Here is a 25,042-nt window from a genome sequence, read left to right on the forward strand (position 1 = left end):
GTTTGCGCACGTTGGCGCGGGTCGCTGCGGTACTGGCGTGGGCGGCCGTTTTGGCCGCGCTCACCGGGGCATGCACCGCCCACGACAGCGGCAAGATCACCATCGGGGTCAAGTTCGACCAACCCGGGTTGAGCGTCAAGAGACCCGACGGAACGCTGGACGGATTCGATGTCGCCGTGGCCCGCTACGTCGCGGCCCGGCTGGGCTACCCGCCCGACCGCATCGCCTGGATCGAGGCTCCGTCCAGCCAGCGCGAGATGCTGCTGCGCAACGGCCAGGTCGACTTCCTGGTGGCCACGTATTCGATCACCGACTCGCGCCTGCAGAAGGTCGACTTCGCCGGCCCCTACCTGCTGGCCGGGCAGTCGCTGCTGGTTCGCGCCGATAACACCGACATCACCGGCACGGCCTCGCTGCAGCGGCACAAGAAGCTGTGTTCGGTGTCCGGATCCACACCGGCGCAGCGGATCAAGGACCGCTACCCCGGTGTGCAGTTGCAGCGTTACGACACGTACTCGGCATGTGTGGAGGCCCTGCGCAACGGCGCGATCGACGCGGTGACCACCGACGACGTGATCCTGGCCGGTTTTGCCGCCCAGAGTCCCGGCGACTTCAAGCTGGTCGGCGAACGCTTCTCCCAGGAGCTTTACGGAATCGGTGTGCGCAAGGGCAACGACACGCTGCGGCAGCGGATCAACGACGCCCTCGAAGAAATGGAACGTGACGGTTCGTGGCGGGCGGCGTTCGAGGACAACTTCGGCCCGGCCGGGTTTGCCGTACCCGATCCGCCGCCGATCAGACGATGATGTTCGGCGAATATCGGGGCCAGATCCTCCAATCCTTCACCGTCACGGTCGAGTTGGCGGTGCTGTCCGGTGCACTCGCACTGGCCTTGGGCACCGGGTTGGCGGCGATGCGCCTGGCTCCGGTGCCGGTGCTGCGCCTGCTCGGCGGCGGCTATGTCCATCTGGTGCGCAATATCCCGCTGACCCTGCTGTTGCTGTTGTGTTCATTCGGGCTGTCCCAGACGCTGGGCGTGACGCTGACCGACCCGCAGTCGCCGACCTCGGTCGACGACAGCAACTTTCGCCTGGCGGTCCTCGGGCTCGGTGTCTACACCGCGTCTTTCGTCTGCGAAGCGGTGCGCGCGGGTGTCAACACGGTGGGGATCGGGCAGGCCGAGGCGGCTCGCTCGCTGGGGCTGAGTTTCACCCAGAATCTCCGGATTATCTTGCTGCCCCAAGCCTTTCGCGCCGCGATGGTCCCGTTGGGCTCGGTTTTCATCGCGCTGACGAAGAACACCACGCTGGCCTCGGCGATCGGCGTCGCCGAGGCGGCGCTGCTGATGAAGACGATGACCGAGAACACCGCGGCACTGCTGGGCGTGGGCGCGGTGTTCGCCACAGGCTTTCTGGTGCTGACACTGCCGCTTGGACTGTTGTTCGGTTACCTCGACCGGCGCTTGGCGGTGTCGCGATGAGGTCCGTGCCACGGGCGACCGTGCTGTTCGACACCCCCGGCCCGCGGGCCCGGGCCCGCCACCACGCCCTGTCGGTGGCCACGGTGCTGGTCGCCGGCCTGCTGAGCTGGATGGTGTACTCGCGGCTGTGCGCCAAAGGCCAGCTGACGGCGGAGAAATGGGCGCCGTTCCTGACCGCGGACCTGTGGCGGACCTACGTGTTACCGGGCGTGGCGGGCACTCTTACCGCGGCAGCCTGGTCCATCGGGCTCGCACTGATTCTGGGCGTCGCGCTGGGTATCGGCCGGTTGTCCCAGATCACGCCGGTGCGCTGGTGTTGCGCGGTGGTCGTGGAGGTCTTCCGGGCCATTCCGGTGCTGATCATGATGATCTTCGCCTATTTCGTCTACGGCCTGCTCAACGTGTTTCCGCCACAACAGATCGCGTTGGCCGGGGTCGTCACCGGCCTGACCCTCTACAACGGCGCAGTCATCGCCGAGATCGTGCGGGCCGGGGTCAACGCCCTGCCCGGCGGCCAAGGCGAGGCCGCCGCCGCGTTGGGGCTGGGCTGGGTCGCCTCGATGCGGCTGGTCCTGCTGCCCCAAGCCGTCACGGCCATGCTTCCGGTACTGGTGTCGCAACTGGTGGTGGTGCTCAAAGACACCGCTATCGGCTACCAGATCACGTTTGTGGAGATGGTGCGCCAGAGCACCGTCGTCGGCTCCCAGTACAGCAACTACCTGCCCGCGCTCCTGGTGATCGCCGCGCTGATGATCACCGGAAACATGGCACTGTCAGCCGGCGCCATCGGCTTGGAACGCCGCATGCGCCAGGCTCGCCAGTCCCCCTTGGAGGCCACCACCATCGAGCCGGAAGGCACCCCGGGCACCCGCGTCGTTTAGGCACTGCGCACCCGGCACCCGGCGTCTAGAGTCGGAATCGACAGCTAGCGACAGGAGACTCCGATGGCCATCACCCCCAAGGATGCAATCAGCGCCGCACGCGACATCGCCGCTCACACCATGGAGAAGGCCTCAGACATCGTCGAGGACGCCGGCGACATCATTCGGGGGGACATCTCCGGGGGCGTCAGCGCGATCGTCCAGGACTCGATGGCGATCGCCACGCATGCTGTGGAGCGAACCAAGGAAGTCTTCACCGGCACACACGACGCCGAGGAAGGCGTCTAACGCAGGCCCTCAGACTCGGCGGCGCTCTCGTTCGCCGGCCAATGCGGCGCTGACCACGTCGTAGGCCATCGAGGGGCTGTAGCCGCGCCGGGCCAGCATCGCCACCAGCCGGCGGGTGATCTTGACATCGTCGTCGCCGAGGGCTTCTCGGCGAAGCTTGGCCGCTACCAGTTGCTCAGCACGCTCGCGCTCGGCCCCGGCGTCGATGCCCGACAACGCTGTGGCGATCACGTCCTCATCGATGCCCTTGGTGCGCAGCTCGGTTTCCAGCGCCTTGCGGCCCTTGCCCGCCCGCTCGCGCCGCGATCGCACCCACTGTTCGGCAAAATCGGCGTCATCGATCAACCCGGCGATGGTCAACCGGTGGAGCACTCGGCTGCTCACCGCCTCGGAGTAGCCGCGTTTTGCCAGCTGCCCGGCCAGTTCGGCACGAGTGCGCGCCCGGGCGGTGAGCAGGCGAAGGCACAGCGCCTTCGCCTGCTCTTCGCGTTTGGGCTCTGCCGCCTCGACCAGCTCAGAAGTCGACAGGGGCAGGCAGGACTTCATCGGCCAGCTCATCGGTCAGCACGGCACCGATGCCGAGCTTCTCCTTGATCTTCTTTTCGATCTCATTGGCCACGTCGACGTTGGTCAGCAGGTAGTTGCGGGCGTTCTCCTTGCCCTGCCCCAGCTGCTCGCCGTCATAGGTGAACCACGAGCCGGATTTGCGGATGAAGCCCTGATCCACGCCCATGTCGATCAGTGAACCCTCACGGCTGATGCCCCGACCGTACAAGATGTCGAACTCGGCCTGCTTGAACGGCGGCGACACCTTGTTCTTGACCACTTTGACGCGGGTGCGGTTGCCGACCGCTTCAGTGCCGTCCTTGAGGGTCTCGATCCGCCGAACGTCCAGCCGCACCGATGCATAGAACTTCAAAGCCTTTCCACCCGTGGTGGTTTCAGGACTGCCGAACATCACCCCGATCTTCTCCCGCAGCTGGTTGATGAAGATGGCCGTGGTGCCCGAGTTGTTCAGTGCGCCGGTCATCTTCCGCAGCGCCTGGCTCATCAGCCGGGCCTGCAGACCGACGTGGCTGTCCCCCATCTCGCCTTCGATCTCCGCGCGCGGCACCAGGGCGGCCACCGAGTCGATGACCAGAATGTCCAGTGCCCCGGAGCGGATCAGCGTGTCGGCGATCTCCAGCGCCTGTTCCCCGGTGTCGGGCTGGGACACCAGCAACGAGTCGGTGTCCACGCCGAGCTTCTTGGCGTAGTCGGGGTCCAGTGCGTGCTCGGCGTCGATGAACGCCGCGATCCCTCCGGCGGCCTGGGCGTTGGCCACCGCGTGCAGCGCCACGGTCGTCTTACCGGAGGATTCCGGGCCGTAGATCTCGACGACCCGGCCCCGGGGCAGGCCGCCGATGCCTAGCGCCACGTCCAAGGCGATGGAACCGGTCGGGATGACCGAGATCGGCTGACGCACCTCGTCCCCGAGGCGCATCACCGAGCCTTTGCCGAAATTCTTGTCGATCTGGGCCATCGCCAGTTCGAGTGCTTTTTCGCGATCGGGCGCTTGCGCCATGATGCCTCTCCTGTGGTTCGGTAGTTCGGTTGACCGTTCTCGGTCGGTTGGCCGTGACGCTAGCGACGGGGTCTGACAGACCCGTCAGGCCGAACGAACTGCCTCCACAGTAGGCGAACGAATGTTCGAATCAAGTAGGCGCGCGGCGTGTCGCCGCAGCGCCCGGCTCCGCCGCGCTCGCGATCGCCGCTAACCCGACGCCGACGACCCGCAGCGCCCGGCTCCGCCGCGCTCGCGATCGCCGCTAACCCACCTGCATGACGTGCGCAGAGGCTCCGATGGTGGTGTCGCCGGTGCCCATCAGGGTGCGCATGAACGCCTCCTGCTCGCGCCGCCCGCGGCGCGCCGCGCGATCCAGTCCACCGGGCAGCGTCAGCGCCGCAACGCTGCGGGCCAGGTTCACCGGCAGCCGCACCAGCGGGTACCACGGCAGCACCGAAGTCGGCAGACCGAGCTTTCGCATCGTGCCCGATCCCAGGAAGCTACTGGTCAACGAGAGATGCTGGGCGCGTGCGATGCGGCGCCGCAGGCCGGCCATGGCGCCGAAATGCCATCCCAGCGGATCGTCGGCCATCGGCGCCGCCAGCTGCTTGGTCGTCTCGTCGGGCGCGGAGAGCGCGCCGAGGGTCTGGTAGAGAACGCGGATGCCGTCCCGGAAGCTGCGGGGCAACCAGTCGTCGCGGACTCCCATCAGCCAGCCGACATAGCGGGTCAGGTGCGCGATGTCGTCCAGTTCGGCCGGCGGCATCACGAGTCCCAGCGCCAGTCCGCCCGCCGGCGGCGCGATCAGCGCGCCCACCAACGTGGCGGCCATGTCGGTTTGGTTGACCGGCAGGCCCCATTCGTCGGCGCGCCAGTCCGGCAGTGCCGCCACATGCCGGCGCACGTACTCGTGGATCAGCCGGACCCGGATGGTGGCCCGGTAACCGACGCCGAGCGGCTCCAGTCCGCCCTCCGCACTGACGTCCAGCGCCCACTGCAGAGTCTCGGCGAAGCGCTTGTTCGAGCCCTTCTCCAGTACACCGGTGCGCAGCAGCGTCTTGTTGAACGAGGAGAACTGGTAGCCGCCCAGAAACGACACGTCCCGGGCGATGTAGGTGCCGTCGGCGCCGCCCCGGCGCAGGGCTCGCTGGCCGCGCCGCACCCGGGCCATGTCGACCCAGTCCGGTATCGGCTCGAATTCACCGAAGAACTCCCGCAGCGGCTCAGGTGCATCCGGCACGCTGGCGAGGCCACGGGTGAGGATCTGTTCGAAGATCGGCCGCGTCTCGGCGGCCCCGGCGCTCGACATCCACTCGACCAGCCGCTGCATCGGCTCGTCTCCGGCGGTCAGGTCCTCACCGATCTTCTGCCACCGCTCGGCACTGGGCCGCCCTACCGCCAATACCCGGGCCAGCGCCGCAATGCCCGCCGGTACGCGGCCGGGCCCGGACGGGTGGCGGGCGGGGATGGTCTGTGCGGGCGCGTTCATCGGGCGGCCTCCAAGCTATTTGGATAACATCCGTATTCCGAATTTACGGGCGCTAGTAGGGTGATGTCAATGAAACGCCCTGAGGTGGTGCGTGACTACGGCGGGATCAGCGCGGTGGACCGCCGCGCCGAGCGCCGCGGAAAGCTGCTGGCGGCCGGCCGCCAGATCTGGGGCGAGTCGGGCATCGGCGAGGTCACCGTCCGCGGAGTCTGCACCGCGGCCGGACTCACCCCACGTTACTTCTACGAGCAGTTTCCCAATCGCGAAGCGCTGTTCTTCGCGGTCTCCGACGATGTCCGCGACCAGTTGCTCGAAGCGATGGTGACCGCAGGCGTCGGCCACCCCGGAACGCTGTCGGACAAACTCCGCTCGGCGCTGACCGCCTTCCTCGACCTCATCGCCGCCGACCCCCACATCCACCGCATCGCCACCAGCGACCTGTCGGCGATTCCGGGCCTCAACGAGCACCGCGCGGGCATCCTCGACATGATCACCGACACCATCGTCGAATACGCCCCAGCCGTTCTCGACGGCCAGAACCTGGCCCCCGGAGAGTTACGGCGCGGTGCACTGTTCATCGTCGGCGGCGTCAATCAGATCATCGAAACCTGGCTCGACGACCCGGTCGAGACTCCGACCGAACTGGCCGCGATCTGCTCAGACCTGTCGGTCGCCTTGGTGCGCAGCATCGTGGCGCACAGCGACTCGCCTCACCACTGATCGCGCGGCACGTCGAAGTCCGCGCACAGCGCCCACCACACCTCGCGCGGGTCCACACCGTCCTCGATGGCCCGCGCCGCGGTGCGTCCGCCCACCGCGGCCAGCACGTGATCTTCCAGCACCGTGTTGCCGTAGGCGGCGCCGAAACGCATCGCGACCCGCTCGCGAAATTCGGTCAGACGCACGGCTCCCAACCTACCCAGTGCTCGCCAGCGCTTCGTGGCACACCCGTACCGGGTCGGCGACTTCGCCTGCGGTGCGCGCCGCCCGCCGCGCTGCCTCACGATGGTCCGGCGAGGCCAGCACGGCGCCCACCGCCTCAGCCAACGCCGGTCCGGTCAGCGGCCGGATCAGGCGTCCGCTGCCCTGGCGCACCACACGGTTGGCGATCTCCCACTGATCGCCGCCACCGGGCACCACCACCAGGGGCACACCGTGCAACAGCGTCTTGGCCACCATCCCGTGCCCGCCACCGCACACCACCACGTCGGCGTGCTGCAACAGCTGATCCTGGCGCCCCAGACCGGCGACCGCCCACGGCGGCAGCGTCAGGGGCGGACCGCCCAGGCGCGATACCGCCAGCCGGGCACCCTCAGGCAGGGTGCCACCCGGCACCAGATGCTCCACCGCCAGCTCGGCCAGCCCCGCGGTGCCGGTCGCTGCCGTCGATGGCGCCACGACCACCAGCGGTCCGGTGCCCGCTGGCACGTCCAGCACCTGCTCGGTCGGTTCGAAGTGCAGGGGCCCGACCACAGCGGCCTCGGCGGGCCAGTCGGGCCGGTCGACCTCGAGCGCGGGCAGCGTGGCGATCAGGCGCCGCAGCGGCCCCGGGTCGCGGCCCGGCAGCCCGATAGCAACCCGGGCGTCGGCACGCTGGCGCAGCCCACTTCGGACCGACCGTGCCGTCAGCGACCGCATCACCGCATCCCGGAGCCGGCCGCGCACCCCCGTGCCCGGAGCCAGCCCGCTGCCGATCGGCGGCAGACCCTTCGACGGCAGGTACAGCGGGTGCGGGCTCAGTTCCACCCACCCGATGCCCAGCAGCTCGGCGGCCATTCCACCGCAGGCCGTGATGACGTCGGAGACCACCAGGTCGGGCCCCAGTGCCCGCAGCTGGTCACGGTTCTGCACCGCCATCCGGGCCGCACGGTGGTGCAGTTTGGCGCCGTCGTCGGCGTCGTCATCGCCAGCGGTGGGATCGAGGCCGAGTAGTTCGGCGGCGTCCACCCCGGCGGCACGCGCGGTGTCGAGCCACTTGACCCCGGTCAGCAGCGTCGGTGCGTCGCCGGCCGCCACGAAGCGCTTGCACAAGGCGATCGCGGGGATCGCGTGACCGGGATCCGGGCCTGCTACCACTACCACTCGCATCGGCCTACCGTGCCACAGCCCCACGGGCCTAGGGTGGCAGGTATGACCGAACTGACTGACCAGCACGGCGCCGCGGACACCACCGAGAACATCCGCATCGTTGAGACCTTCCTCGAAGCCCTCCGCGACGAGGATCTCGACGCGGCGGCCGCAGCGCTCGCCGAGGACGTCGTGTATCAGAACGTCGGGCTGCCGACCATCTACGGCCGCAGCGCCACGATCAAGGTGTTCCGCCGGTTGGCCGGACGCGGGTCGTTCGACGTGAAGACCCACCGTATCGCCGCCGACGGCTCGGCGGTGCTCACCGAGCGCACCGACGTGCTGACGCTGGGTCCGCTACGGCTGCAGTTCTGGGTATGCGGGGTGTTCGAGGTGCACCACGGGCGGATCACCTTGTGGCGCGACTACTTCGACTTCCTCGACATGTTCAAGGCGACGCTGCGCGCGGTGGCGGCCACGGTGTTTCCGGCGCTGCGCCCGACGCTCTAAGGTCACGACCGTGTCAAAGCGCCCCACCCCGATTCAATACATCCGTTACTGCTACGGGCGCCCGCTGCCTCCGGAGCTGCTGGACTGGGTCCGCAACGACCTCGCCGGGCCCGGCGCCACCGTCCGGATGATCATGCGCGCGGCCGTGCCCACGACGCTCATCCTGATCCCGTTCTGGTTCCTGCCGGCTGACTTCATGACGCATTTCACCATGACGTTTCCGATCTGGTTCATGGTGATTCTGTTCGCGCATGCGCTCAACAAGGTGTGGCGCACCCACATGCTGCGCATGCACGGCCTCGATCCGGAGCTCGCCACTGCGCGCAAGCGGCAGCGCGACGCCCACATTCACCGCTCCTACGTCGAGCGTTACGGCCCGCGGCCGGATTCAGTCGATCAGCGCAGCGACGACATCTAGACGACGCGGGGCAACTGGCCCAGTTCGTCGAACGCCTGGGCCCAGCCCAGCATCCGGTCGGTCGCACCGGCCAGCTCGTCGCGGTAGCGCCGCTGCGACATCGGAGAGTTCGCCGGGTCACCGGTCAAGGTCGCCGAGCCGTCGTTGGCCGAGGCCACCAGTTGCGCTGCGGCGGTGACCATCTCGTTGTACTGGCGGACGCCGGCGCTGAGCTGCGCGGTGAAGGCGTTGATGGTCGGCACCAGGTATTGGCGGGACTGCGGACTGTCCTGAACGGCGCGCTCCATGGACACCACCTCAGCAGCGGTGGCCGCCATGGTGGACGCGGCGCGGTTGACCGCAGCCGTCAGCTCGGTGATCTCGTCGGCGGGCAGCAGCCGGCCCCGCTCGAGCACGCCCAGCAGCGAGAGCATCCCCCGCTCCGAGGCACCCAGCGCGTACATCGCCGGACGCGCCGCCGAACCAGCCGCCGGCAGCCGCCGCGCGGTGGCCGCACGCACGGCCGGCAACGGCGCGGCGCGCAGCCAGCGGTAGCGCAGCAACAACAGGGTGGCCGGCGCAGCGGCCCCCGCCGACACCAGTCCGGTGATCAGCAGCACCCACACCGGCGTCGACCAGGAGGCCAGCACCGCCGTCACCAGCATCCAGAACGCGCAGGTGGCACCGAAGAACAGGCCCAGCCGCAGCGCCCACCGCCGCTTACGCAGCATCCTGGCCCGCGGATCGGCCAGTGCACCCAGCCTGGCGGCCAGGACGTCGGCAACCTCGCTGGCCCGGTCCGCGGCACGCTGCAGCAGCGAGTGCCGGGCGCTGCCTCCGAGTGTCGCGGCCATGTCGCTACCGTCCCAGCGGATTCTCGGGGGTTGGATTCGCCCCCGACTGCGGGGCCGCCGGCGTGCCCTGGCCGGCCGCGGTGGCCGATCCGCCCGCAGGCAGCGACTCGCCGCGCATGGACGCCCGGATCTGCTCCAGGCGGGAATGACCGGCCATCTGCACTCCGGCCTGCTCGACTTCGAGCATCCGCCCCTGCACCGATCCCTGGGCAAGCTCGGCCGCTCCGATCGCGTTGGCGTAACGCCGCTCGATCTTGTCGCGCACCTCATCGAGGCTCGGGGTCGTACCCGGGGCGGCGATCTCGCTCATCGACCGCAGCGATGCGCTGACCTGCTCCTGCATCTTGGCCTGTTCGAGCTGGCTGAGCAGCTTGGTGCGTTCGGCGATCTTCTGCTGTAAGACCATGGCGTTCTGCTCGACCGCCTTCTTGGCCTGCATCGCCGCGGAGAGGGCCTGGTCGTGCAGGGCCTTGAGGTCTTCCACGCTCTGTTCGGCGGTGACGAGCTGCGCCGCGAACGCCTCGGCGGCGTTGGTGTACTCGGTGGCCTTCGCGGCGTCCCCGGCGGCCGTGGCCTGGTCGGCCAAGGTCAGCGCCTGGCGCACATTGACCTGCAGCTTCTCGATGTCGGCCAGTTGGCGGTTCAGCCGCATCTCCAGTTGCCGCTGGTTGCCGATCACCTGAGCGGCCTGTTGGGTCAGGGCCTGGTGCTGGCGCTGCGCCTCTTCGATCGCCTGCTGGATCTGCACCTTGGGATCGGCGTGCTCGTCGATCTTCGCGTTGAACAGCGCCATCAGGTACTTCCACGCCTTGACGAACGGGTTGGCCATCAGTCAGCTCCGTCTGCTCGTTGTCCGGCGTTGTCGCTCCGCCGGCTACCGCTGATCAATTTATCGGGTCCGGGGTGCTCGGGTGGGTGTTCAGGCGTGGCGCGTCACGCTGAAACCGCCGATGCTAGCCCGCGAATCGGCGGGATCACCACCTTGGTGCCGGCATCGATGCGGGTCACTGCGGCCTGGCGCTGTGCCTGGTCGGACCGCTCGGCGTGGGCCAGGCGTGTTCCGGCATCGAAAAGCACCCGCGACAGCGGGATCTGCAACGCCGCGCAGATCGCGTTGAGCAGCTCACTGGATGCCTCCTTGCGGCCCCGCTCGACCTCCGAGAGGTATCCGAGGCTGACCCGCGCGGTGTCGGACACCTCGCGCAGCGTGCGCCCCTGGGCCGTCCGGGCCTGGCGCAGCACCTCACCGACCGACTCCCGCAGCAATGTCGTCATCGTGCACTCCCCTCCCGGGTCAACCTCGGCGATCCACCGTCATCACCTCAACGCGCACCGACCCCCGACGGGTTCCCGAAGGACGCGGTCAACTTGCGGCCGGGCCGCCGCGAAGGTCGGTGACCGCTGAGACCACGTAGTCGATCCCGGTCAGCACGGTCAGAATCAGCGCCACGGCCATCACCGTCCAGGCCGTCACCAGCCAGGGCCCGGACAGCGGAAGGATCAGCAGGCCGATACCCACGGCCTGCACCAGGGTTTTGAGTTTGCCGCCGCGGCTGGCCGGGATCACGCCGCGGTGCAGCACCGCGAACCGCAGCACGGTGATCCCGATCTCGCGTGCCAGGATCAACACCGTCACCCACCACCACAGGTCGCCGAGCATCGACAGCCCGATCAGCGCGGCGCCGATCAGCGCCTTGTCGGCGATCGGGTCGGCCAGCGTGCCGAATTCGGTCACCATGCCGTAGTTGCGTGCCAGGGTGCCGTCCAGTCGGTCGGTGATGATCGCCAAGGCGAAGATGACGAACGCCGCGATCCGCGTCCTCGGATCGTGGCCGTCCTCGGCGAACAGCGCCAGCAGGAAGACCGGGACCAGCCCCAACCGCATGACGGTCAGTGCGTTCGCGAGATTGACCACGGGGACGTTCGTCACCGTCGGACCGGTTTTAGGGTGCCCCGACACGGCGTCAGAATATCTGTTGTCCAGGCCGAAACGAGAAACCGATACTGTGCAGCTGTGAATCTTGCGGCGGACCGACCGGCCCAGCGGCCGTTGGTCCGGCGCGCGCGCACCTCCGACGTCCCGGCGATCAAGCGACTGGTGGACATCTACGCCGGCAAGATCCTGCTGGAAAAGAACCTGGTGACGCTCTACGAGTCGGTCCAGGAGTTCTGGGTCGCCGAGGACGGCGACCAGCAGGTGGTGGGGTGCGGCGCCCTGCACGTGTTGTGGGCAGACCTCGGCGAGGTACGCACTATCGCGGTTGACCCCGGGCTGACCGGGCACGGGATCGGACACGCGATCGTCGACCGCCTACTGGCTGTCGCCCGCGAGCTGGAGCTGCAGCGGCTGTTCGTGCTGACCTTCGAGACCGAGTTCTTCGCCCGCCACGGTTTCACCGAGATCGACGGCACGCCGGTGACCGCCGAGGTGTACGAGGAGATGCAACGTTCCTATGACGTCGGGGTGGCCGAATTCCTGGACCTGAGTTACGTCAAGCCCAACACCCTGGGTAACACCCGGATGCTGCTGATCCTCTAGTCGACGATCAGATCGCGGGAGCGGCGGGTGGCGCCGATGAGGAAGCTGAACTGTCCGTCGGACTCCATCCGGCCCTCTCGGACCACGGAGAGATCCGCGATTCCCTGTTTGCGGGCCTGCTCGCGGACCTGCTCCTCGGTGATCATCTCTTTGCGCATGTTCTCGTGCAGCAGCGCGCCGTCCTGAATCACCAGCAGCGGACCGGGCCGCAGGAACCTGGCCACGGCCGGCCAGCGGTGCGCCATCCAGTTCAGCAGGTAGGACCAGCCGATGATCACGCCGACCAGCAAGATGCCGTCGCTGATCGATCGGTAGCCGCCGGCCATCCCGTTCTGCGCCGCGTCGGCGATCAACACCACGACGATCAGGTCGGTGATGCCGTTGGTGCCGGCCTCGCGTTTGAGCACCACCCGCAGCATCGCGTAGATCGCGATGTAGATGACGGTCCCGCGGATGATGATCTCCGAGGGCGGCGTATCGAAAGCGAAAAGTCGTGCCCACTCCACGGGGCGAGATTACGCGCCCCGCTGACCGGGGAAGACTGCCGGTGTCCGGTCCGTAGCCGCTCTGTGGCCGGCATGTGTCTGCCGCCGGTGTTCCGGGCCGGACGTGAGGACTTCCGACCCTGCCGTACGCTACCGGCACAGGAGATAGTGGTACCGACAGTTGCAGACAACTGGAGGTGGCTGTGGCCGAGTACTTGACCCCCCTGGACGCCGGCTTTCTCGGGCTGGAGGATTCCGACCAGAACGTCAGCATGGCCACCGGGACGCTCGCGGTGCTGGAGGGCCCGATGCCCGAGCACGCCGCTCTGGCGGCGACGCTGGCCGAGCGCCTCGGCGGGTGTCCACGGTTCGGACAGCGGCTGGTCCGGCACGCCCTGGATCTGAGCGCACCCGAATGGGTCGATGATCCGCACTTCGACGTCGCTCACCACATCGGCCGGGTCGCGGCGCCGGCGCCCGGCGGAGCCGCCGAGCTGCACGCGGTGGTCGCCGACGTGATGTCGTGGCGTCTGGACCGCGACCGTCCGCTCTGGGAGATCTGGGTGATCGGCGGCCTCAGCGACGACCGGTGGGCCCTGCTGATGAAGGTGCACCACTGCATCGCCGGCAGCACCGCCGCCGCGCACATGCTCACCGGCCTGTCCGACACCGGTATGAGCCACCACAGGCCCAGCGCCGCCGCGCCGCCCGCCGCCGACCGGCCGACGCACACCCGGCCGCTGCTGGACCTCAATCCGGTGCATTGGGTGTACAACCTGCGCGGCGTCGTCGAACTTGCCAGCGGCCTGCTGCAGCCGGCGTCGTCGCCGCTCAACGGTCCGATCACCAGCCGGCGCCGCTACAGCGCCGCACGGGTGCCGCTCGACGGCATCGAACAGGTGTGCCGGGCGTTCGAGGTGACCGTCGACGACGTGGTGCTGGCGGCGCTGACCGAGAGCTACCGCGACTTCATGATCCGCCGCGGTGAAGTTCCCGAGCCCGATTCGCTGCGCACCCTGGTTCCGTTCTCACCGTCGTCCCCCGACGCCGCGCCGACCGCCGAGAGCCGGGCTTCGGTGCTGCTGCCCCGGCTGCCGGTCGAGGAGTCGAACCCGATCCGGCGGCTGCTGGCGGTGCGTTCCCGGCTGGCGCAGGCCAAGGCCGGCGGTCAGCGGCACGCCGCGCGTGCCGTCATCTCGGCGGCCGGAATCCTTCCCGTCGCGTGGTCGGGGTGGGCGGCCCGGCTCTTCGGCCAACTCCGCCAGCGCGGGGTCGTGGCGCTGGCGACCAATGTCGCAGGCCCGGCAGAGCCGTTGCAGATCATGGGATGCGACGTGGTTCAGGTGCTGCCGGTACCCCCGATCGCGATGCAGCTGCGCGCCGGCGTCTCGGCTCTGAGCTATGCCGGGGACCTGTTCATCGGGGTGCTGGCCGACTTCGAGTTCGCCGCGGTCGACGAACTGGCCCGGGGTCTGGAGGCTGCGGTGGCCCGGCTGGTGGCGCGCAGCCGACGACGCAAGCCGCTCCGCGACTGGCACGGCCTGGCCTTGGTGCGCAGCGCGTAGCGCTCCCCGGGCACCGTTCCCCGGCCGTCATCGGCACGGGGCGCCGGCTAGAAGTCTTCGCCGTCCCCGGTGTCCGGCTCACCGCCGCCGCGAATGGCCATCAGGGTGGCCGCCAGCTCGTCGGGCTTGACCAGTACCTGCCGCGCCTTGGAGCCCTCGGAGGGTCCGACGATGCTGCGGGTCTCCATCAGGTCCATCAGCCGGCCGGCCTTGGCGAAGCCCACCCGCAGCTTGCGCTGCAGCATCGAGGTGGAACCGAACTGGCTCGACACCACCAGCTCGACGGCCTGCAGGAAGACCTCCATGTCGTCGCCGATGTCGGGGTCCACGTCGGCGCGGTCGCCGCTGGCCTTCACCGCGGTGACGCCCTCGGTGTACTCGGGCTCTGCCTGGTCCTTGCAGGCGCTGACGACGGCCTGGATCTCCTCGTCGGAGATGTACGCGCCCTGCAACCGAATCGGTTTGTTCGCGCCCATCGGCAGGAACAGGCCGTCGCCCATCCCGATCAGCTTCTCGGCGCCGGGCTGGTCGAGGATGACCCGGGAATCGGTCAGCGAGGAGGTGGCGAAAGCCAGCCGGGACGGCACATTGGTCTTGATCAGACCGGTGACGACGTCCACCGACGGCCGCTGTGTCGCCAGCACCAGGTGGATGCCGGCGGCGCGGGCTTTCTGGGTGATCCGCACGATCGCGTCCTCGACATCGCGGGGAGCGGTCATCATCAGGTCCGCGAGCTCGTCGACCACCGCAAGGATGTAGGGGTAGGGCCGGTAGACCCGTTCGCTGCCCAGCGGCGTGGTGATCTCCCCGGAGCGGACCTTGTCGTTGAAGTCGTTGATGTGGCGCACTCGGGATGACTTCATGTCCTGGTAGCGCTGCTCCATCTCCTCGACCAGCCAGGCCAGCGCGGCGGCCGCCTTCTTGGGTTCGGTGATGATCGGGGTGATCAGGTGTGGAATGCCTTCGTAGGGCGTCAGTTCCACCATCTTCGGGTCGATCAGGATCATCCTGACCTCTTCGGGGGTGGCGCGCGCCAGCAGTGACACCAGCATGGAGTTGACGAAGCTGGACTTGCCCGAGCCGGTGGAGCCGGCCACCAGCAGGTGCGGCATCTTGGCCAGGTTGGCGCAGATGAAGTCGCCCTCGATGTCCTTGCCCAGGCCGATCACCAGCGGGTGGTGGTCGGAGCGGGTGGACGGCGCGGTCAGCACGTCGGCCAGCCGCACCAGTTCGCGGTCGGTGTTGGGCACCTCGATACCGACGGCGGACTTGCCCGGAATCGGCGCGAGCATCCGCACGCTCTCGGTGGCCACCGCGTAGGCGATGTTGCGCTGCAGGGCGGTGATCTTCTCGACCTTGACCCCCGGCCCCAGTTCCACCTCGTAACGGGTGACCGTGGGTCCGCGGGTGCAGCCGGTGACCGCCGCATCGACCTTGAACTGTTCCAGCACCGAGGTGATCGCGTCGGCCATCTGGTCGTTGGCGGCAGTGCGTGTCTTCGGGGGATCACCGGCGACCAGCAGGCTCAGTGCGGGCAGCGTGTAGGGGCCCTCGACCACCCGGTCGAGGACCACCGTGGTGTCGGTGGGCGCGGCCGCCTTGGGCGCCTTGGGCGCCTTGCGGCGCACGGGTTTGACCGGGGGTGGCGGTGCGGCCGGCTCTTCCTCGAGCGGGTAGTTGTCCAGCGGGGATCGCGATCGCCACTCCGGGGCGTCCGGCGCAGCCTCGGGCGCCGCCGCGCCGAACCGGCTCACACCGCCGGTCGGGCCGGCGGCCCCGGTGTCGCAGCCGTCGGCAGCGGCGCCGGGGTGGCCCTGGCCATAGTCCTGATCGGCGTAAGCCTCGCCGTCGTATTCGTCGTAGTAGTCGTCGTCATCGCCGTATTGCTCGGCATCGTCGTAGTCGCCGTAGTCGTCATAGTCGCCGCGGAACATCGTCCGCAGGGCCTCCGGCGCCTCGCGCAGGGTGGTCCCGGTGAGCAACAGCACGCCGAACAGCACACCGATGCACAACAGCGGTGCGGCGATCCACGCCGTGAGTCCGTCGGCGAGCGGGCCGCCGATCGCAAATCCCACGAACCCGGCGCCGTGCAGACGCCCGTCGGGACTCTGCGGCGAACCCGACCACAGGTGCCACAGGCCCAGCAGCGGCAACGCGATCATGGCCGAGCCGAGGATCAGCCGGGGCCGGTTCTCCGGGTCTGGTTCGGTGCGCATCAGCAGCACGGCGGCACCCGCGGCCAAAACCGGCAGCAGCACCACCGCCCCGCCGATCACGGCGCGCAGACCGGTGTCGATCCACGCGCCGACCGGCCGGGCGGCATCCAGCCAGCAGCTCGCCGCGGTCACCACGGCCAGGGCCAGCAGCGCCAGCGCGATGCCGTCGCGGCGATGTCCGGGGTCGATGTCGTGCGCGCGACCGACAGAACGTGCGGCGCTTCCGGCGCCCTTGGCCACCATCAGCCAGGTCGCTCGGGTGAGGCGCCCGAAGGCCATACCGACCGCCACCGGACGCGACGGCCGCGGCGCGCCACGGCGCGCCTTGGCCGGCCGCGCAGTCCCCGATCCACCCTTGGCAGGCTTCGACCTGGTCGTTCGGGTGCCAGAACGCGCAGGGGCCCTACTAGCGGTCTTACTAGCCATATGGGCAAGCCTAGTCGCAAATACCCCATCTGCACCATAAGCCACACTGGCCCCGAGCCACCCGTTCGCCGCACACCCGGCGCGGCGCTGGGTAGGGTGACCGGGGAATCCCCTCTCTGCCAAGGAGTCGCACATGCCCGTGGTCGTCGTCGCCACCCTCGCCGTCAAGCCGGAATCGGTCGAAACCGTCCGCGAAATCTGCACCAAGGCGGTGGCGCAGGTACACCAGGAGCCCGGCTGCGAGCTGTACTCCCTGCACGAAGCCGACGGGGCCTTCGTTTTCATCGAGCAGTGGGCCGACGGCGAGGCCCTCAAGGCGCACTCGACCTCCCCTGCCTCCGTCGAGCTGTTCGGCAGCCTCAGCGAGCACCTGGCCGGCGCACCCGAGATCAAGTTGCTCAACGCCGTGCCCGCAGGCGACCCGACCAAGGGCCAACTGCGGCCGTGACGGCCCGGCCGTCGGACAAAGCCCAGCAGGGGAAGGTCGCGCTGATCACCGGCGCGGCCCGCGGCCAGGGTCGCGCCCATGCCCTGCGACTGGCCGCCGACGGCGCCGACATCATCGCCGTCGACCTGTGCGGTCAGATCGACAGCGTGCCCTATCCGCTGGCCGTCGCCGAGGACTTGGCGACGACAGCAGAGCTGGTCGAACGCACCGGTGCGCGCATCGTGGCCCGGCAGGCCGACGTACGCGACCAGGCCGCACTGGGTGCCGCGGTGCAGGCCGGACTCGACGAGCTGGGCCGGGTCGACATCGTGGTGGCCAACGCCGGCATCGCCCCGATGGCCGCGGCCGACGGCTGGCGTGACGTCATCGACGTCAACCTGACCGGCGCCTACCACACCATCGAAGCGGCACTTCCGGCGATGATTGCCCAAGGCCAGGGCGGATCGATCGTGCTGATCAGCTCGGTGGCGGGCCTGGCCGGCATCGGCAGTCACGACGCGGGTGCGATCGGTTACGCCGCGGCCAAGCACGGGCTGGTGGGGTTGACGCGGGTCTACGCGAATCTGCTGGCGCCGCACAGCATTCGGGTGAACTCGGTGCATCCGGCCGGAGTCGATACGCCGATGATCAACAACGACTACGTGCGAGGCTGGCTCGCGGAGCTCACCACCGCGACGGGGTCGCCACCGGACATGGGCAATGCACTGCCGGTGGCGGTGCTGCAACCGGAGGACATCGCCAATGCGGTGGCCTGGCTGGTCTCGGATGCGGCCCGCTACGTCACCGGCATCGCCTTGCCCGTCGACGCCGGCTTCGTCAACAAGCGATAAGCCGCGGCAAGCGCTAGGCCGCGCCCCGCCCGAATCGTCCGCCACGCCGAAACACGCAGCGGCTGTGACGGATCAGACCTCGAGTACCGTCGGCACGATCATCGGCTGACGCCGGTAGGCCTCCCCCACCCACTTGCCCACCGTGCGGCGCACGGCCTGGGCGATCCGGACCGGGTCGGTGACCCCTTCTGCGGCAAGCGACTCCAGCTCCGCCGCGACCTTGCGCACGGCCGGCTCGAGCGCCTTGGGATCTTCGGAGAATCCACGCGAGTGCAGGTGGGGTGCGGCCACCGGCTTTCCGGTGCCGCGGCGCAGTACCACCGTGATCGCGACGAATCCGCTCGACAGGATCAGCCGCTCCCCCAGCGTCGCGTCGCCCACGTCGCCGTCGACGAGTCCGTCGACGAACATCTTGCCCACCGGAACCGCACCGGCGATGCGGGCCTGTCCGGCGACCAGATCGACGCTGACTCCGTTCTCGGCCAGCAGGATCGACTCCTCCGGCACCCCGGTACGGGCGGCCAGCGCGGCGTTGGCCCGCAGCATCCGCCAGGTGCCGTGGACGGGCATCACATTGCGCGGCCGGATCCCGTTGTAGAGGAACAGCAGCTCGCCGGCGTATGCATGCCCGGAGACGTGCACGCGGGCGGCGGCGTTGGTGACCACCCGGGCGCCGATCTTGGCCAGGGCGTCCAGCACGCCGAAGACCGCTTCCTCGTTGCCGGGGATCAGCGACGACGACAGGACCACCAGGTCACCGGCGGTCAGCGTGATCGACCGGTGCTCCCCGCGCGACATGCGCGACAGGGCCGACAGCGGTTCGCCCTGAGTTCCGGTGGTGACCAGCACCACCTTGTCCGGCGGCATCATCTCCGCGGCCGCGATGTCCACCAGATCCGAGTCGGCCACCCGCAGGAAGCCCAATTCCTTCGCGATGCCCATGTTGCGCACCATGGACCGGCCGACGAAGGCCACCCGCCGGCCTTGGGACACCGCGGCGTCGACGATCTGCTGCACCCGGTCGACGTTGGAGGCGAAGCAGGCCACGATCACGCGGCCCTCGGCCCCGCGGATCAGCCGATGCAGGGTGGGGCCGACCTCGCTCTCGCTCGGCCCGACCCCGGGGATCTCGGCGTTGGTGGAGTCGCACAGGAACAGGTCCACGCCCCGGTCGCCCAGCCGGGACATGCCGGGCAGGTCGGTGGGGCGCCCGTCCGGCGGCAGCTGGTCGAGTTTGATGTCACCGGTGTGCAGCACGGTGCCCGCGCCGGTATGCACCGCGATCGCCAGCGCGTCGGGGATCGAGTGGTTCACCGCGAAGTATTCGCATTCGAACACGCCGTGGGTGCTGCGCTGGCCTTCTGCCACCCGAACGAACACCGGCTTGATGCGGTGCTCCCGGCACTTGGCGGCGACCAGGGCCAGGGTGAACTTCGAACCGACAATCGGGATGTCGGCCCGCAGTTTGAGCAGGAACGGGATGGCGCCGATGTGGTCCTCGTGGGCGTGGGTGAGCACCAGCGCCTCGACGTCGTCGAGCCGGTCGGCGATGTGGCGGATGTCCGGCAGGATCAGATCGACGCCGGGCTCGTCATGGCCGGGGAACAGCACGCCGCAGTCGATGATCAGCAGCCGACCGAGGTGCTCGAAAACGGTCATGTTGCGGCCGATTTCACTGATCCCGCCCAGCGCGGTGACACGCAGCCCGCCTTCGGCCAACGGACCCGGCGGAGTGAGATCCTCGGTCATCCCGTACCTCACCCGAGTACAGCCGCGGCGCGCATGTCGATGGCCAGTTCCTCGACCTCCGCGGCGGACGCCGGCACCATGGGCAACCGCGGGTCACCCACCTCGAAGCCCTGCAACCGCAGGCCGGCCTTGACGAAGGTCACCCCGCCCACCCGACCCATCGCATTGGACAGCGGGGCGATCGAGACGTTGAGCTTGCGGGCGGTCTCGACGTCGCCGGCGGTGAAGGCGGCGAGCATGTCGCGCAGCTGGCCCGCCGCGAAGTGCGACACCACGCTGACGAAACCGGTGGCCCCCATGGCCAGCCAGGGCAGGTTCAGCGCGTCATCGCCGGAGTAGTAGGCCAGTCCGGTCTCGGCCATGATCTGTGCCCCGGCGTGCAGATCGCCCTTGGCGTCCTTGATGGCCACGATGTTGGGGTGCTCGGCCAGCTCGAAGATCGTGTCCGGAGCGATCGGCACCACCGAGCGCGCCGGGATGTCATAGAGCATCACCGGTAGCGAGCTGGCGTCGGCGACGGCGGTGAAGTGCGCCAGCAACCCGGCCTGCGACGGACGCGAGTAGTACGGCGTCACCACCAGCAGGCCATGCGCCCCGACCCCGGCGCACGCCTCGGCCAGCCGCACGCTGTGCTCGGTGTCATTGCTGCCGGCGCCGGCGATGATGCGGGCCCGGTCGCCGACGGCCTCGACCACCGCACGCAGCAGCGTGAGCTTCTCGTAATCCGCGGTGGTCGGCGACTCGCCGGTGGTGCCTGAGATCACCAGACCGTCGCAACCGGCGTCGATGAGGCGATTGGCCAGCCGGACCGCCGTGTCGGTGTCCACCGAGCCGTCCGCGCCGAAGGGGGTCACCATGGCGGTCAGCACGGTGCCGAACTGCGCCTTGGCGTCGAATCCGCTGCTGCTCACGGCCCCAAGATTACCTGGCGCCCGGACGTACTCAGACCTCGGTGGCGAGCGGACTGGTCGCGACTTCGGTGCCGTCGGCCAGCGTGCTGATCTGGAAGTCCCCGAACGCCGCCGGCGCCGCACCCGACAACTGGCGCAGGCACTCGACGGCCAGCCGCCGGATCTCGACGTCGGCGTGCTCGCTGGCCCGCATCGCGATGAAATGCCGCCAGGCCCGGTAATTGCCGGTCACCACGATGCGGGTCTCGGTGGCGTTGGGCAACACGGCGCGGGCGGCCTGGCGGGCCTGCTTGCGCCGCAGAGTCGCGTTGGGCTGATCGGCGAACTTGGCTTCGAGCCGGGCCAGCAGCGTGGCGTAGGCGGCGTGGCTGGCGTCGGCGGCCTCGATCAGGATCTGCTGCAACTCCGGATCGTCCTGTATGCCGGGGGGTAGCACGACACGAGAATCCGGTTCGGGGACGTAGCGCTGCGACAGTTGAGAGAACGAGAAGTGCCGGTGCCGGATCAGCTCGTGGGTGGCCGACCGGGAAACTCCGCTGATGTAGAACGTGACTACGGCGTGCTCAAGCACCGAGAAATGGCCGACGTCGATGATGTGCTTGAGGTAGGCGGCGTTGGTGGCGGTGCGCGGGTTGGGCTTGGACCAGCTCTGATAACAGGCGCGGCCGGCGAACTCCACCAGGGCCTGCCCGCCGTCGGCATCAGTACTCCAGGGCACGTCCGGCGGCGGAGTGAACTCGGTCTTGGCAATCAGTTGCACGCGCAGCGGCGCCGTCTCGGCCACGGCACTCACCTTAAGGTGTGCCCGCCCCCCCTGGTGGGAGGCCGTCACCCTTGCGGACCTTCTCGGCGATCTGCCGGGCGATGACGACCGCGGAGTCCTTGGGGTCCGCACTGCAGGTATTGATGTCGATCACGACGTTGTTGGCCACGGTCAACGCCCGCCCACAGGCCCAGCTGGCGTCGTTGCCGGCGTTGCTCTGGGTCGCGATGGTGCTCAGCATGCCATCGGCGTTCACGATGGGCGCGGCGATCCAGGTGCTGCCGCTCTGCACATGGCTGTACTCCTCGCAGGCCAGCCACTGCTCGGCGGAAGCGGCGAAGAACGCCGCGGCCTGATTCGCCGATGGGAACGCGACCACGGCCTGCTCGACGTAGTGCTCGAAATCGTCGCCCTCGCTCATGGCCTGCTCCCGCACCCCGGTGTAGCCGCTGTCGGCGTAGACCAGCGCCTGGCCGGCGCCGTCGATGGCCAGGCATTCGCGGGGCTGCATGCTGGCGCTGTCGTCCGACAACGCGTTGTGGATGCGGGTGACGACCATGTCGGTCGCCTCCATGATCGGGTTGACCTGTTCGGGCGGCAGCAGCAGGGCGCGCAGCCCGGTCTCGCGGACCGGCACGGCCGGGGTGGTGGTCACCGCGCTGGTGGCCGGCGGCAGAACTCGCAAGCCATGCTGCCCGCAGCCGGCGGCCAGCACCGCACCGACGACTACAAACCCCCACAAAACAGAACCCCGCACCCGACCCACCCCGATTTGCCGACTCAGAGATCGCCGTGCCCGGTCACGGCGCCACGACCTCACCAAGGAATCGGTGATAACTTAGCACCGAAGCGCCCCGGCCCGTCGTGTTCGCCCGCCACGAACACCGGGGATTACCATCTGGGCATGGAGACCGAACAGCACGAGGCCGTCATCGTCGGCGCAGGATTTGCTGGAATCGGCGCGGCCATCCAGCTCAAGCGCCTGGGCATCGAAGACTTCGTGATTCTTGAGCGCGAAGACGATCTGGGCGGTACCTGGTATGTCAACCACTACCCAGGGCTTGCCGTCGACGTGCCCACGACCACCTATTCGTACTTTTTCGAACCCAATCCGAATTGGTCACGGATGTTCAGCACGGGCGAGGAGATCAAGCAGTACGCTGACGACGTCGCAGCCAAATATGATGTGGTTCGCCATATCCGGTTCAACACCGTGGTTGAGGGGGCCCGCTGGGACGACGAGGCCTCGCTTTGGCGGGTGAGCCTCTCCGGCGGCCAGACCATCAGCGCCCGCTATTTGTTCACCGCCACCGGTTTCCTGTCCCAGCCCCACATTCCCGACATTCCGGGCATCGAGTCGTTCCGCGGCCGGGTCATCCACACCACCAAGTGGGACGACAACTATGACCCGACAGGTGAGCGCATCGCCGTGATCGGTACCGGCGCGACTGCGGTACAGCTGATCCCCGAGCTGGCCCGGACCGCCGCCGACCTCACGGTGTACCAGCGCACACCGATCTGGGTGGTTCCCAAGGTCGATCTACGGTTCGGGCCGTGGGCTAAGCGGATGTTCGCCCGCCTGCCCTTCACGCAGCGCTTCCTTCGCTGGCTCACCGACTCGACGTACGAGTGGATGGTCACCCTGGGAGTCCGGCGCTATCGCCTGTTCCGCGGCCGGTTCAACATCGCGGCCTCGGATCTGGCCAAGATCAACCGGTTCCTGGTCATCCGCGATAAGGATCTGCGCCGACGACTCACCCCGGACTACGATTTCGGCTGCAAGCGCCCGACCTTCTCCAACGGCTTCTATCAGGCGTTCACCCGACCGAACGTGCACCTGCAGGATGCCGGCATCGACCACATCGAGGCCGACGGGATCGTCGGCAACGACGGCGCCAAGGTCGAAATCGACACGCTGGTGCTGGCCACCGGGTTCGACCTGTGGGAGGCCAATTTCCCCGCTATCGAGGTGATCGGCCGAGAAGGCCGCAACCTCGGAAAGTGGTGGCGCGAAACCCGATTCCAGTCCTATCAGGGCGTGTCGATGCCGTACTTCCCGAATTACCTGAGCCTCGCCGGGCCGTACGCGTTCCTGGGGTTGAACTTCTTCAACACCATGGAGTATCAGATGCGACTCATGGATCGGCTCTTCACCGAGGTCAAGCGGCGCGGGGCGACGACGTTCGAGGTCACCGAGGAAGCCAACGCCGCTTTCCTCAACCGGATGACCGAGCTGCTCGGAGATTCGGTGTTCACCGCGGGTAACTGTGCCAGCGCGCACTCGTACTACTTCAGCCCCAACGGTGATCCCGCGTTGCTGCGCCCGACCTCGACTGAAACCGCGATCCGGGAAGCCAGCGAATTTCCGCTGACCGACTACCGTATTGCCTGATCGGGGCTGCCGACCTGCCGTAGGCGATCGACCAGATCGCCGCGATCCCCGATCGTGATCCTGCCCAATCCCAGCCACGACGCCATCGACGCCAATTCGCCAGCCAGGCCGACTGCGATGCGGTCCAGTCGCCGGCCCGGCTCGGCGAACGCCCCGACGACGTGCAACGCATCGCGTTGCTTGTCCGCCTTAAGGTCCACCCGGGCAACCAGTTCGCCGTCCAGCAGGAACGGCCACACGTAGTAGCCGTACTGGCGCTGGGCCGCCGGTGTATAGATCTCGATCCGGTAGTGGAAGCCGAACAGCCGCTGTACCCGGGGCCGGAAGAAGATCAGCGGGTCGAACGGACACAGCAACGCGGTGCCGCGGTCGGCCCGCGGTATCGACTGCCCGGCCCGCAGGTAGGCCACGCTGTCCCAGCCCTTTACGGCGACCGGTTCCAGCTCGCCGTCGGCCACCAGCCGGGCGATCGCCGGCTTGGCCTGGGCGGCCGACAGCCGAAAGTAGTCCCGCAGGTCGGCCTCGGTGGCCACCCCCAGCGCGCTGGCCGCCCGCCGTACCAGCTCGCGCACCGCCTCGTCGTCATCGACCTCGACCGCCAGCACCTGCGGCGGCAGCACGTTCTGGACCAGGTCGTAGTGCCGGGCAAATCCGACCCGGGTGGCGGTGGTCAGCACGCCGGAGGCGAACAACGCCTCGGCCACCCATTTGGTGTCGCTGCGGTTCCACCACGGCCCTTTGCCGGCGCGCCCGGATGCGGCGGCAAGATGCGCTTCGATCTGGCCGGCGGTCGCCGGTCCGAGTTCCTCGATTGCGGCGGCCACATCGGCGACCAGTTGCGGATTGCGCCGCACGATCGCCGAGCCCCACCGGCCGTGCGGCCACTGCCGCATCCGCCAGCGCAGCAATGGCCAGTCCTCGACGGCCATCAGCGCCGCCTCATGCGCCCAGTATTCGACCAGCAGCCGCGGCGCGCGGGCGCTGTGGCTCCACGCGGCCCGGTCGAGCACCGCACGGTCATAAGGGCCCAGCCGGCTGAAGACCGGCGCGTAGTGGGCGCGCACCGCGACCGACACCGAGTCCAGTTGCAGCACCTGTATGCGCGAGATCAACCGCTGCAGGTGCGCCCTGCCCACTGCCGCCCGCGGCCTGGGCTGCGCGAACCCCTGTGCGGCCACGGCGATTCGCCGTGCCTGCCCTGGGCTC

Annotated in this window: 28 protein-coding genes; 12 read left to right on the plus strand and 16 right to left on the minus strand. The window is 68.7% G+C overall.

Annotated elements, in window-relative coordinates:
- The first annotated feature begins 2 nt into the window (after nucleotides 1-2).
- The 4 genes from G6N14_RS09600 (at nucleotide 3) to G6N14_RS09615 (ending at nucleotide 2,649) form a co-directional block, all read left to right on the plus strand.
- Nucleotides 3-806 (plus strand): glutamate ABC transporter substrate-binding protein, encoded by an 804-nt coding sequence (locus G6N14_RS09600; RefSeq protein ID WP_085134466.1) that lies wholly within the window; start codon nucleotides 3-5, stop codon nucleotides 804-806.
- Nucleotides 803-1,480, plus strand: a complete 678-nt coding sequence (locus G6N14_RS09605) for an amino acid ABC transporter permease (protein ID WP_085134467.1) — start codon at nucleotides 803-805, stop codon at nucleotides 1,478-1,480. The genes G6N14_RS09600 and G6N14_RS09605 overlap by 4 nt, the downstream gene beginning before the upstream one ends.
- A complete protein-coding gene (locus G6N14_RS09610; protein ID WP_085134468.1) occupies nucleotides 1,477-2,361 on the plus strand; it encodes an amino acid ABC transporter permease in 885 nt (294 codons plus the stop codon). Before G6N14_RS09605 ends, G6N14_RS09610 begins: the two co-directional genes overlap by 4 nt.
- Nucleotides 2,362-2,424: 63 nt before the next feature.
- Nucleotides 2,425-2,649 (plus strand): Rv1893 family protein, encoded by a 225-nt coding sequence (locus G6N14_RS09615; protein WP_085134469.1) that lies wholly within the window; start codon nucleotides 2,425-2,427, stop codon nucleotides 2,647-2,649.
- 9 nt (nucleotides 2,650-2,658) lie between these two features.
- Here G6N14_RS09615 and recX read toward each other — a convergent pair whose 3' ends face one another.
- The 3 genes from recX to G6N14_RS09630 form a co-directional block, all read right to left on the minus strand.
- Entirely contained in the window at nucleotides 2,659-3,207 is a 549-nt protein-coding gene (recX, locus tag G6N14_RS09620) for a recombination regulator RecX (RefSeq protein ID WP_085134470.1), read from the minus strand.
- Complete coding sequence (recA, locus tag G6N14_RS09625) at nucleotides 3,164-4,216, minus strand: recombinase RecA (protein ID WP_179960877.1); 1,053 nt, start codon at nucleotides 4,214-4,216, stop codon at nucleotides 3,164-3,166. The genes recX and recA overlap by 44 nt, the downstream gene beginning before the upstream one ends.
- A 241-nt stretch (nucleotides 4,217-4,457) precedes the next feature.
- Nucleotides 4,458-5,684: an oxygenase MpaB family protein gene (locus tag G6N14_RS09630; RefSeq protein WP_085134472.1), complete on the minus strand. Its 1,227-nt coding sequence runs from the start codon at nucleotides 5,682-5,684 to the stop codon at nucleotides 4,458-4,460.
- Nucleotides 5,685-5,753: 69 nt separating this feature from the next.
- Here G6N14_RS09630 and G6N14_RS09635 point away from each other — a divergent pair, with 69 nt between their 5' ends.
- Entirely contained in the window at nucleotides 5,754-6,404 is a 651-nt protein-coding gene (locus G6N14_RS09635; protein WP_085134473.1) for a TetR/AcrR family transcriptional regulator, read from the plus strand.
- Here G6N14_RS09635 and G6N14_RS09640 read toward each other — a convergent pair.
- Nucleotides 6,395-6,589 carry a DUF3046 domain-containing protein gene (locus G6N14_RS09640; RefSeq protein ID WP_085134521.1) on the minus strand — a complete coding sequence of 65 codons (195 nt, stop codon included), beginning with the start codon at nucleotides 6,587-6,589 and terminating at the stop codon, nucleotides 6,395-6,397. The genes G6N14_RS09635 and G6N14_RS09640 overlap by 10 nt on opposite strands.
- 10 nt (nucleotides 6,590-6,599) lie before the next feature.
- Nucleotides 6,600-7,772, minus strand: a complete 1,173-nt coding sequence (locus tag G6N14_RS09645) for a glycosyltransferase (RefSeq protein WP_085134474.1) — start codon at nucleotides 7,770-7,772, stop codon at nucleotides 6,600-6,602.
- A 42-nt stretch (nucleotides 7,773-7,814) separates the two neighbouring features.
- Here G6N14_RS09645 and G6N14_RS09650 point away from each other — a divergent pair, with 42 nt between their 5' ends.
- Together G6N14_RS09650 and G6N14_RS09655 are read left to right on the plus strand one after the other, a co-directional pair.
- On the plus strand, nucleotides 7,815-8,261 hold the full coding sequence (locus tag G6N14_RS09650; protein WP_085134475.1) for a limonene-1,2-epoxide hydrolase family protein: 447 nt from the start codon (nucleotides 7,815-7,817) through the stop codon (nucleotides 8,259-8,261).
- Between the two features lie 10 nt (nucleotides 8,262-8,271).
- A complete protein-coding gene (locus tag G6N14_RS09655) occupies nucleotides 8,272-8,679 on the plus strand; it encodes a DUF5313 domain-containing protein (protein WP_085134476.1) in 408 nt (135 codons plus the stop codon).
- Here the strand turns inward: G6N14_RS09655 and pspM are convergent.
- The 4 genes from pspM to pgsA form a co-directional block, all read right to left on the minus strand.
- Nucleotides 8,676-9,512, minus strand: a complete 837-nt coding sequence (gene pspM, locus G6N14_RS09660) for a phage shock envelope stress response protein PspM (protein ID WP_085134477.1) — start codon at nucleotides 9,510-9,512, stop codon at nucleotides 8,676-8,678. The two genes, G6N14_RS09655 and pspM, sit on opposite strands and share 4 nt — an antisense overlap.
- Before the next feature lie 4 nt (nucleotides 9,513-9,516).
- Nucleotides 9,517-10,341, minus strand: coding sequence for a phage shock protein PspA (pspA, locus tag G6N14_RS09665; RefSeq protein ID WP_085134478.1), 825 nt, complete (start codon nucleotides 10,339-10,341; stop codon nucleotides 9,517-9,519).
- Between the two features lie 104 nt (nucleotides 10,342-10,445).
- Nucleotides 10,446-10,787, minus strand: coding sequence for a transcriptional regulator ClgR (clgR, locus tag G6N14_RS09670; RefSeq protein ID WP_046315495.1), 342 nt, complete (start codon nucleotides 10,785-10,787; stop codon nucleotides 10,446-10,448).
- An 88-nt stretch (nucleotides 10,788-10,875) separates the two neighbouring features.
- The gene (gene pgsA, locus G6N14_RS09675) at nucleotides 10,876-11,472 is read right to left on the minus strand and encodes a CDP-diacylglycerol--glycerol-3-phosphate 3-phosphatidyltransferase (protein WP_085134479.1); all 597 of its coding nucleotides are present in this window, start codon (nucleotides 11,470-11,472) and stop codon (nucleotides 10,876-10,878) included.
- Between the two features lie 54 nt (nucleotides 11,473-11,526).
- Here pgsA and G6N14_RS09680 point away from each other — a divergent pair, with 54 nt between their 5' ends.
- Nucleotides 11,527-12,051 (plus strand): amino-acid N-acetyltransferase, encoded by a 525-nt coding sequence (locus G6N14_RS09680; protein ID WP_179960824.1) that lies wholly within the window; start codon nucleotides 11,527-11,529, stop codon nucleotides 12,049-12,051.
- Here G6N14_RS09680 and G6N14_RS09685 read toward each other — a convergent pair.
- Nucleotides 12,048-12,557 carry a DUF421 domain-containing protein gene (locus G6N14_RS09685; protein ID WP_085134480.1) on the minus strand — a complete coding sequence of 170 codons (510 nt, stop codon included), beginning with the start codon at nucleotides 12,555-12,557 and terminating at the stop codon, nucleotides 12,048-12,050. The two genes, G6N14_RS09680 and G6N14_RS09685, sit on opposite strands and share 4 nt — an antisense overlap.
- Nucleotides 12,558-12,739: 182 nt before the next feature.
- Here G6N14_RS09685 and G6N14_RS09690 point away from each other — a divergent pair, with 182 nt between their 5' ends.
- On the plus strand, nucleotides 12,740-14,101 hold the full coding sequence (locus tag G6N14_RS09690; protein ID WP_308214857.1) for a wax ester/triacylglycerol synthase family O-acyltransferase: 1,362 nt from the start codon (nucleotides 12,740-12,742) through the stop codon (nucleotides 14,099-14,101).
- Nucleotides 14,102-14,148: 47 nt separating this feature from the next.
- On the opposite strand, the gene G6N14_RS09695 is transcribed toward G6N14_RS09690, so the two are convergent.
- Nucleotides 14,149-16,743 (minus strand): FtsK/SpoIIIE family DNA translocase, encoded by a 2,595-nt coding sequence (locus G6N14_RS09695; RefSeq protein WP_085134482.1) that lies wholly within the window; start codon nucleotides 16,741-16,743, stop codon nucleotides 14,149-14,151.
- A gap of 133 nt (nucleotides 16,744-16,876) precedes the next feature.
- Between G6N14_RS09695 and G6N14_RS09700 the strand changes: the two genes are divergently transcribed.
- Nucleotides 16,877-17,191: a putative quinol monooxygenase gene (locus G6N14_RS09700; protein ID WP_085134483.1), complete on the plus strand. Its 315-nt coding sequence runs from the start codon at nucleotides 16,877-16,879 to the stop codon at nucleotides 17,189-17,191.
- Complete coding sequence (locus G6N14_RS09705; protein WP_085134484.1) at nucleotides 17,188-18,021, plus strand: mycofactocin-coupled SDR family oxidoreductase; 834 nt, start codon at nucleotides 17,188-17,190, stop codon at nucleotides 18,019-18,021. The genes G6N14_RS09700 and G6N14_RS09705 overlap by 4 nt, the downstream gene beginning before the upstream one ends.
- Nucleotides 18,022-18,093: 72 nt before the next feature.
- Here the strand turns inward: G6N14_RS09705 and G6N14_RS09710 are convergent, their stop codons facing one another.
- From G6N14_RS09710 to G6N14_RS09725, 4 genes are read right to left on the minus strand one after another with little or no spacing between them, the layout of a single operon-like run.
- The gene (locus G6N14_RS09710) at nucleotides 18,094-19,770 is read right to left on the minus strand and encodes a ribonuclease J (RefSeq protein ID WP_085134523.1); all 1,677 of its coding nucleotides are present in this window, start codon (nucleotides 19,768-19,770) and stop codon (nucleotides 18,094-18,096) included.
- Between the two features lie 8 nt (nucleotides 19,771-19,778).
- The gene (gene dapA / locus G6N14_RS09715; RefSeq protein ID WP_085134485.1) at nucleotides 19,779-20,681 is read right to left on the minus strand and encodes a 4-hydroxy-tetrahydrodipicolinate synthase; all 903 of its coding nucleotides are present in this window, start codon (nucleotides 20,679-20,681) and stop codon (nucleotides 19,779-19,781) included.
- Nucleotides 20,682-20,712: 31 nt separating this feature from the next.
- Complete coding sequence (gene thyX / locus G6N14_RS09720) at nucleotides 20,713-21,465, minus strand: FAD-dependent thymidylate synthase (RefSeq protein ID WP_085134524.1); 753 nt, start codon at nucleotides 21,463-21,465, stop codon at nucleotides 20,713-20,715.
- A gap of 10 nt (nucleotides 21,466-21,475) precedes the next feature.
- A complete protein-coding gene (locus G6N14_RS09725) occupies nucleotides 21,476-22,201 on the minus strand; it encodes a sensor domain-containing protein (protein ID WP_085134486.1) in 726 nt (241 codons plus the stop codon).
- Between the two features lie 147 nt (nucleotides 22,202-22,348).
- On the opposite strand from G6N14_RS09725, the gene G6N14_RS09730 reads away from it, so the two are divergent.
- Complete coding sequence (locus G6N14_RS09730; protein WP_085134487.1) at nucleotides 22,349-23,836, plus strand: flavin-containing monooxygenase; 1,488 nt, start codon at nucleotides 22,349-22,351, stop codon at nucleotides 23,834-23,836.
- Here G6N14_RS09730 and G6N14_RS09735 read toward each other — a convergent pair.
- Nucleotides 23,821-25,014 carry a winged helix-turn-helix domain-containing protein gene (locus G6N14_RS09735; protein WP_234808816.1) on the minus strand — a complete coding sequence of 398 codons (1,194 nt, stop codon included), beginning with the start codon at nucleotides 25,012-25,014 and terminating at the stop codon, nucleotides 23,821-23,823. The two genes, G6N14_RS09730 and G6N14_RS09735, sit on opposite strands and share 16 nt — an antisense overlap.
- Between the last annotated feature and the right edge of the window lie 28 nt (nucleotides 25,015-25,042).

Origin of the sequence: Mycolicibacter hiberniae (genome assembly GCF_010729485.1) — a bacterium.
In the GTDB taxonomy this organism is placed as follows: domain Bacteria; phylum Actinomycetota; class Actinomycetes; order Mycobacteriales; family Mycobacteriaceae; genus Mycobacterium; species Mycobacterium hiberniae.

Coding starts and splice junctions, on each gene's coding strand:
- G6N14_RS09730 (WP_085134487.1), top strand. CDS start 22,349: ATGGAGACCGAACAGCACGAGGCCGTCATCGTCGGCGCAGGATTTGCT.
- G6N14_RS09645 (WP_085134474.1), bottom strand. CDS start 7,772: ATGCGAGTGGTAGTGGTAGCAGGCCCGGATCCCGGTCACGCGATCCCC.
- G6N14_RS09700 (WP_085134483.1), top strand. CDS start 16,877: ATGCCCGTGGTCGTCGTCGCCACCCTCGCCGTCAAGCCGGAATCGGTC.
- G6N14_RS09605 (WP_085134467.1), top strand. CDS start 803: ATGATGTTCGGCGAATATCGGGGCCAGATCCTCCAATCCTTCACCGTC.
- pspA (WP_085134478.1), bottom strand. CDS start 10,341: ATGGCCAACCCGTTCGTCAAGGCGTGGAAGTACCTGATGGCGCTGTTC.
- G6N14_RS09635 (WP_085134473.1), top strand. CDS start 5,754: ATGAAACGCCCTGAGGTGGTGCGTGACTACGGCGGGATCAGCGCGGTG.
- G6N14_RS09630 (WP_085134472.1), bottom strand. CDS start 5,684: ATGAACGCGCCCGCACAGACCATCCCCGCCCGCCACCCGTCCGGGCCC.
- G6N14_RS09615 (WP_085134469.1), top strand. CDS start 2,425: ATGGCCATCACCCCCAAGGATGCAATCAGCGCCGCACGCGACATCGCC.
- G6N14_RS09695 (WP_085134482.1), bottom strand. CDS start 16,743: ATGGCTAGTAAGACCGCTAGTAGGGCCCCTGCGCGTTCTGGCACCCGA.
- clgR (WP_046315495.1), bottom strand. CDS start 10,787: ATGACGACATTGCTGCGGGAGTCGGTCGGTGAGGTGCTGCGCCAGGCC.
- G6N14_RS09610 (WP_085134468.1), top strand. CDS start 1,477: ATGAGGTCCGTGCCACGGGCGACCGTGCTGTTCGACACCCCCGGCCCG.
- pspM (WP_085134477.1), bottom strand. CDS start 9,512: ATGGCCGCGACACTCGGAGGCAGCGCCCGGCACTCGCTGCTGCAGCGT.
- G6N14_RS09650 (WP_085134475.1), top strand. CDS start 7,815: ATGACCGAACTGACTGACCAGCACGGCGCCGCGGACACCACCGAGAAC.
- G6N14_RS09710 (WP_085134523.1), bottom strand. CDS start 19,770: ATGACCGAGGATCTCACTCCGCCGGGTCCGTTGGCCGAAGGCGGGCTG.
- recX (WP_085134470.1), bottom strand. CDS start 3,207: ATGAGCTGGCCGATGAAGTCCTGCCTGCCCCTGTCGACTTCTGAGCTG.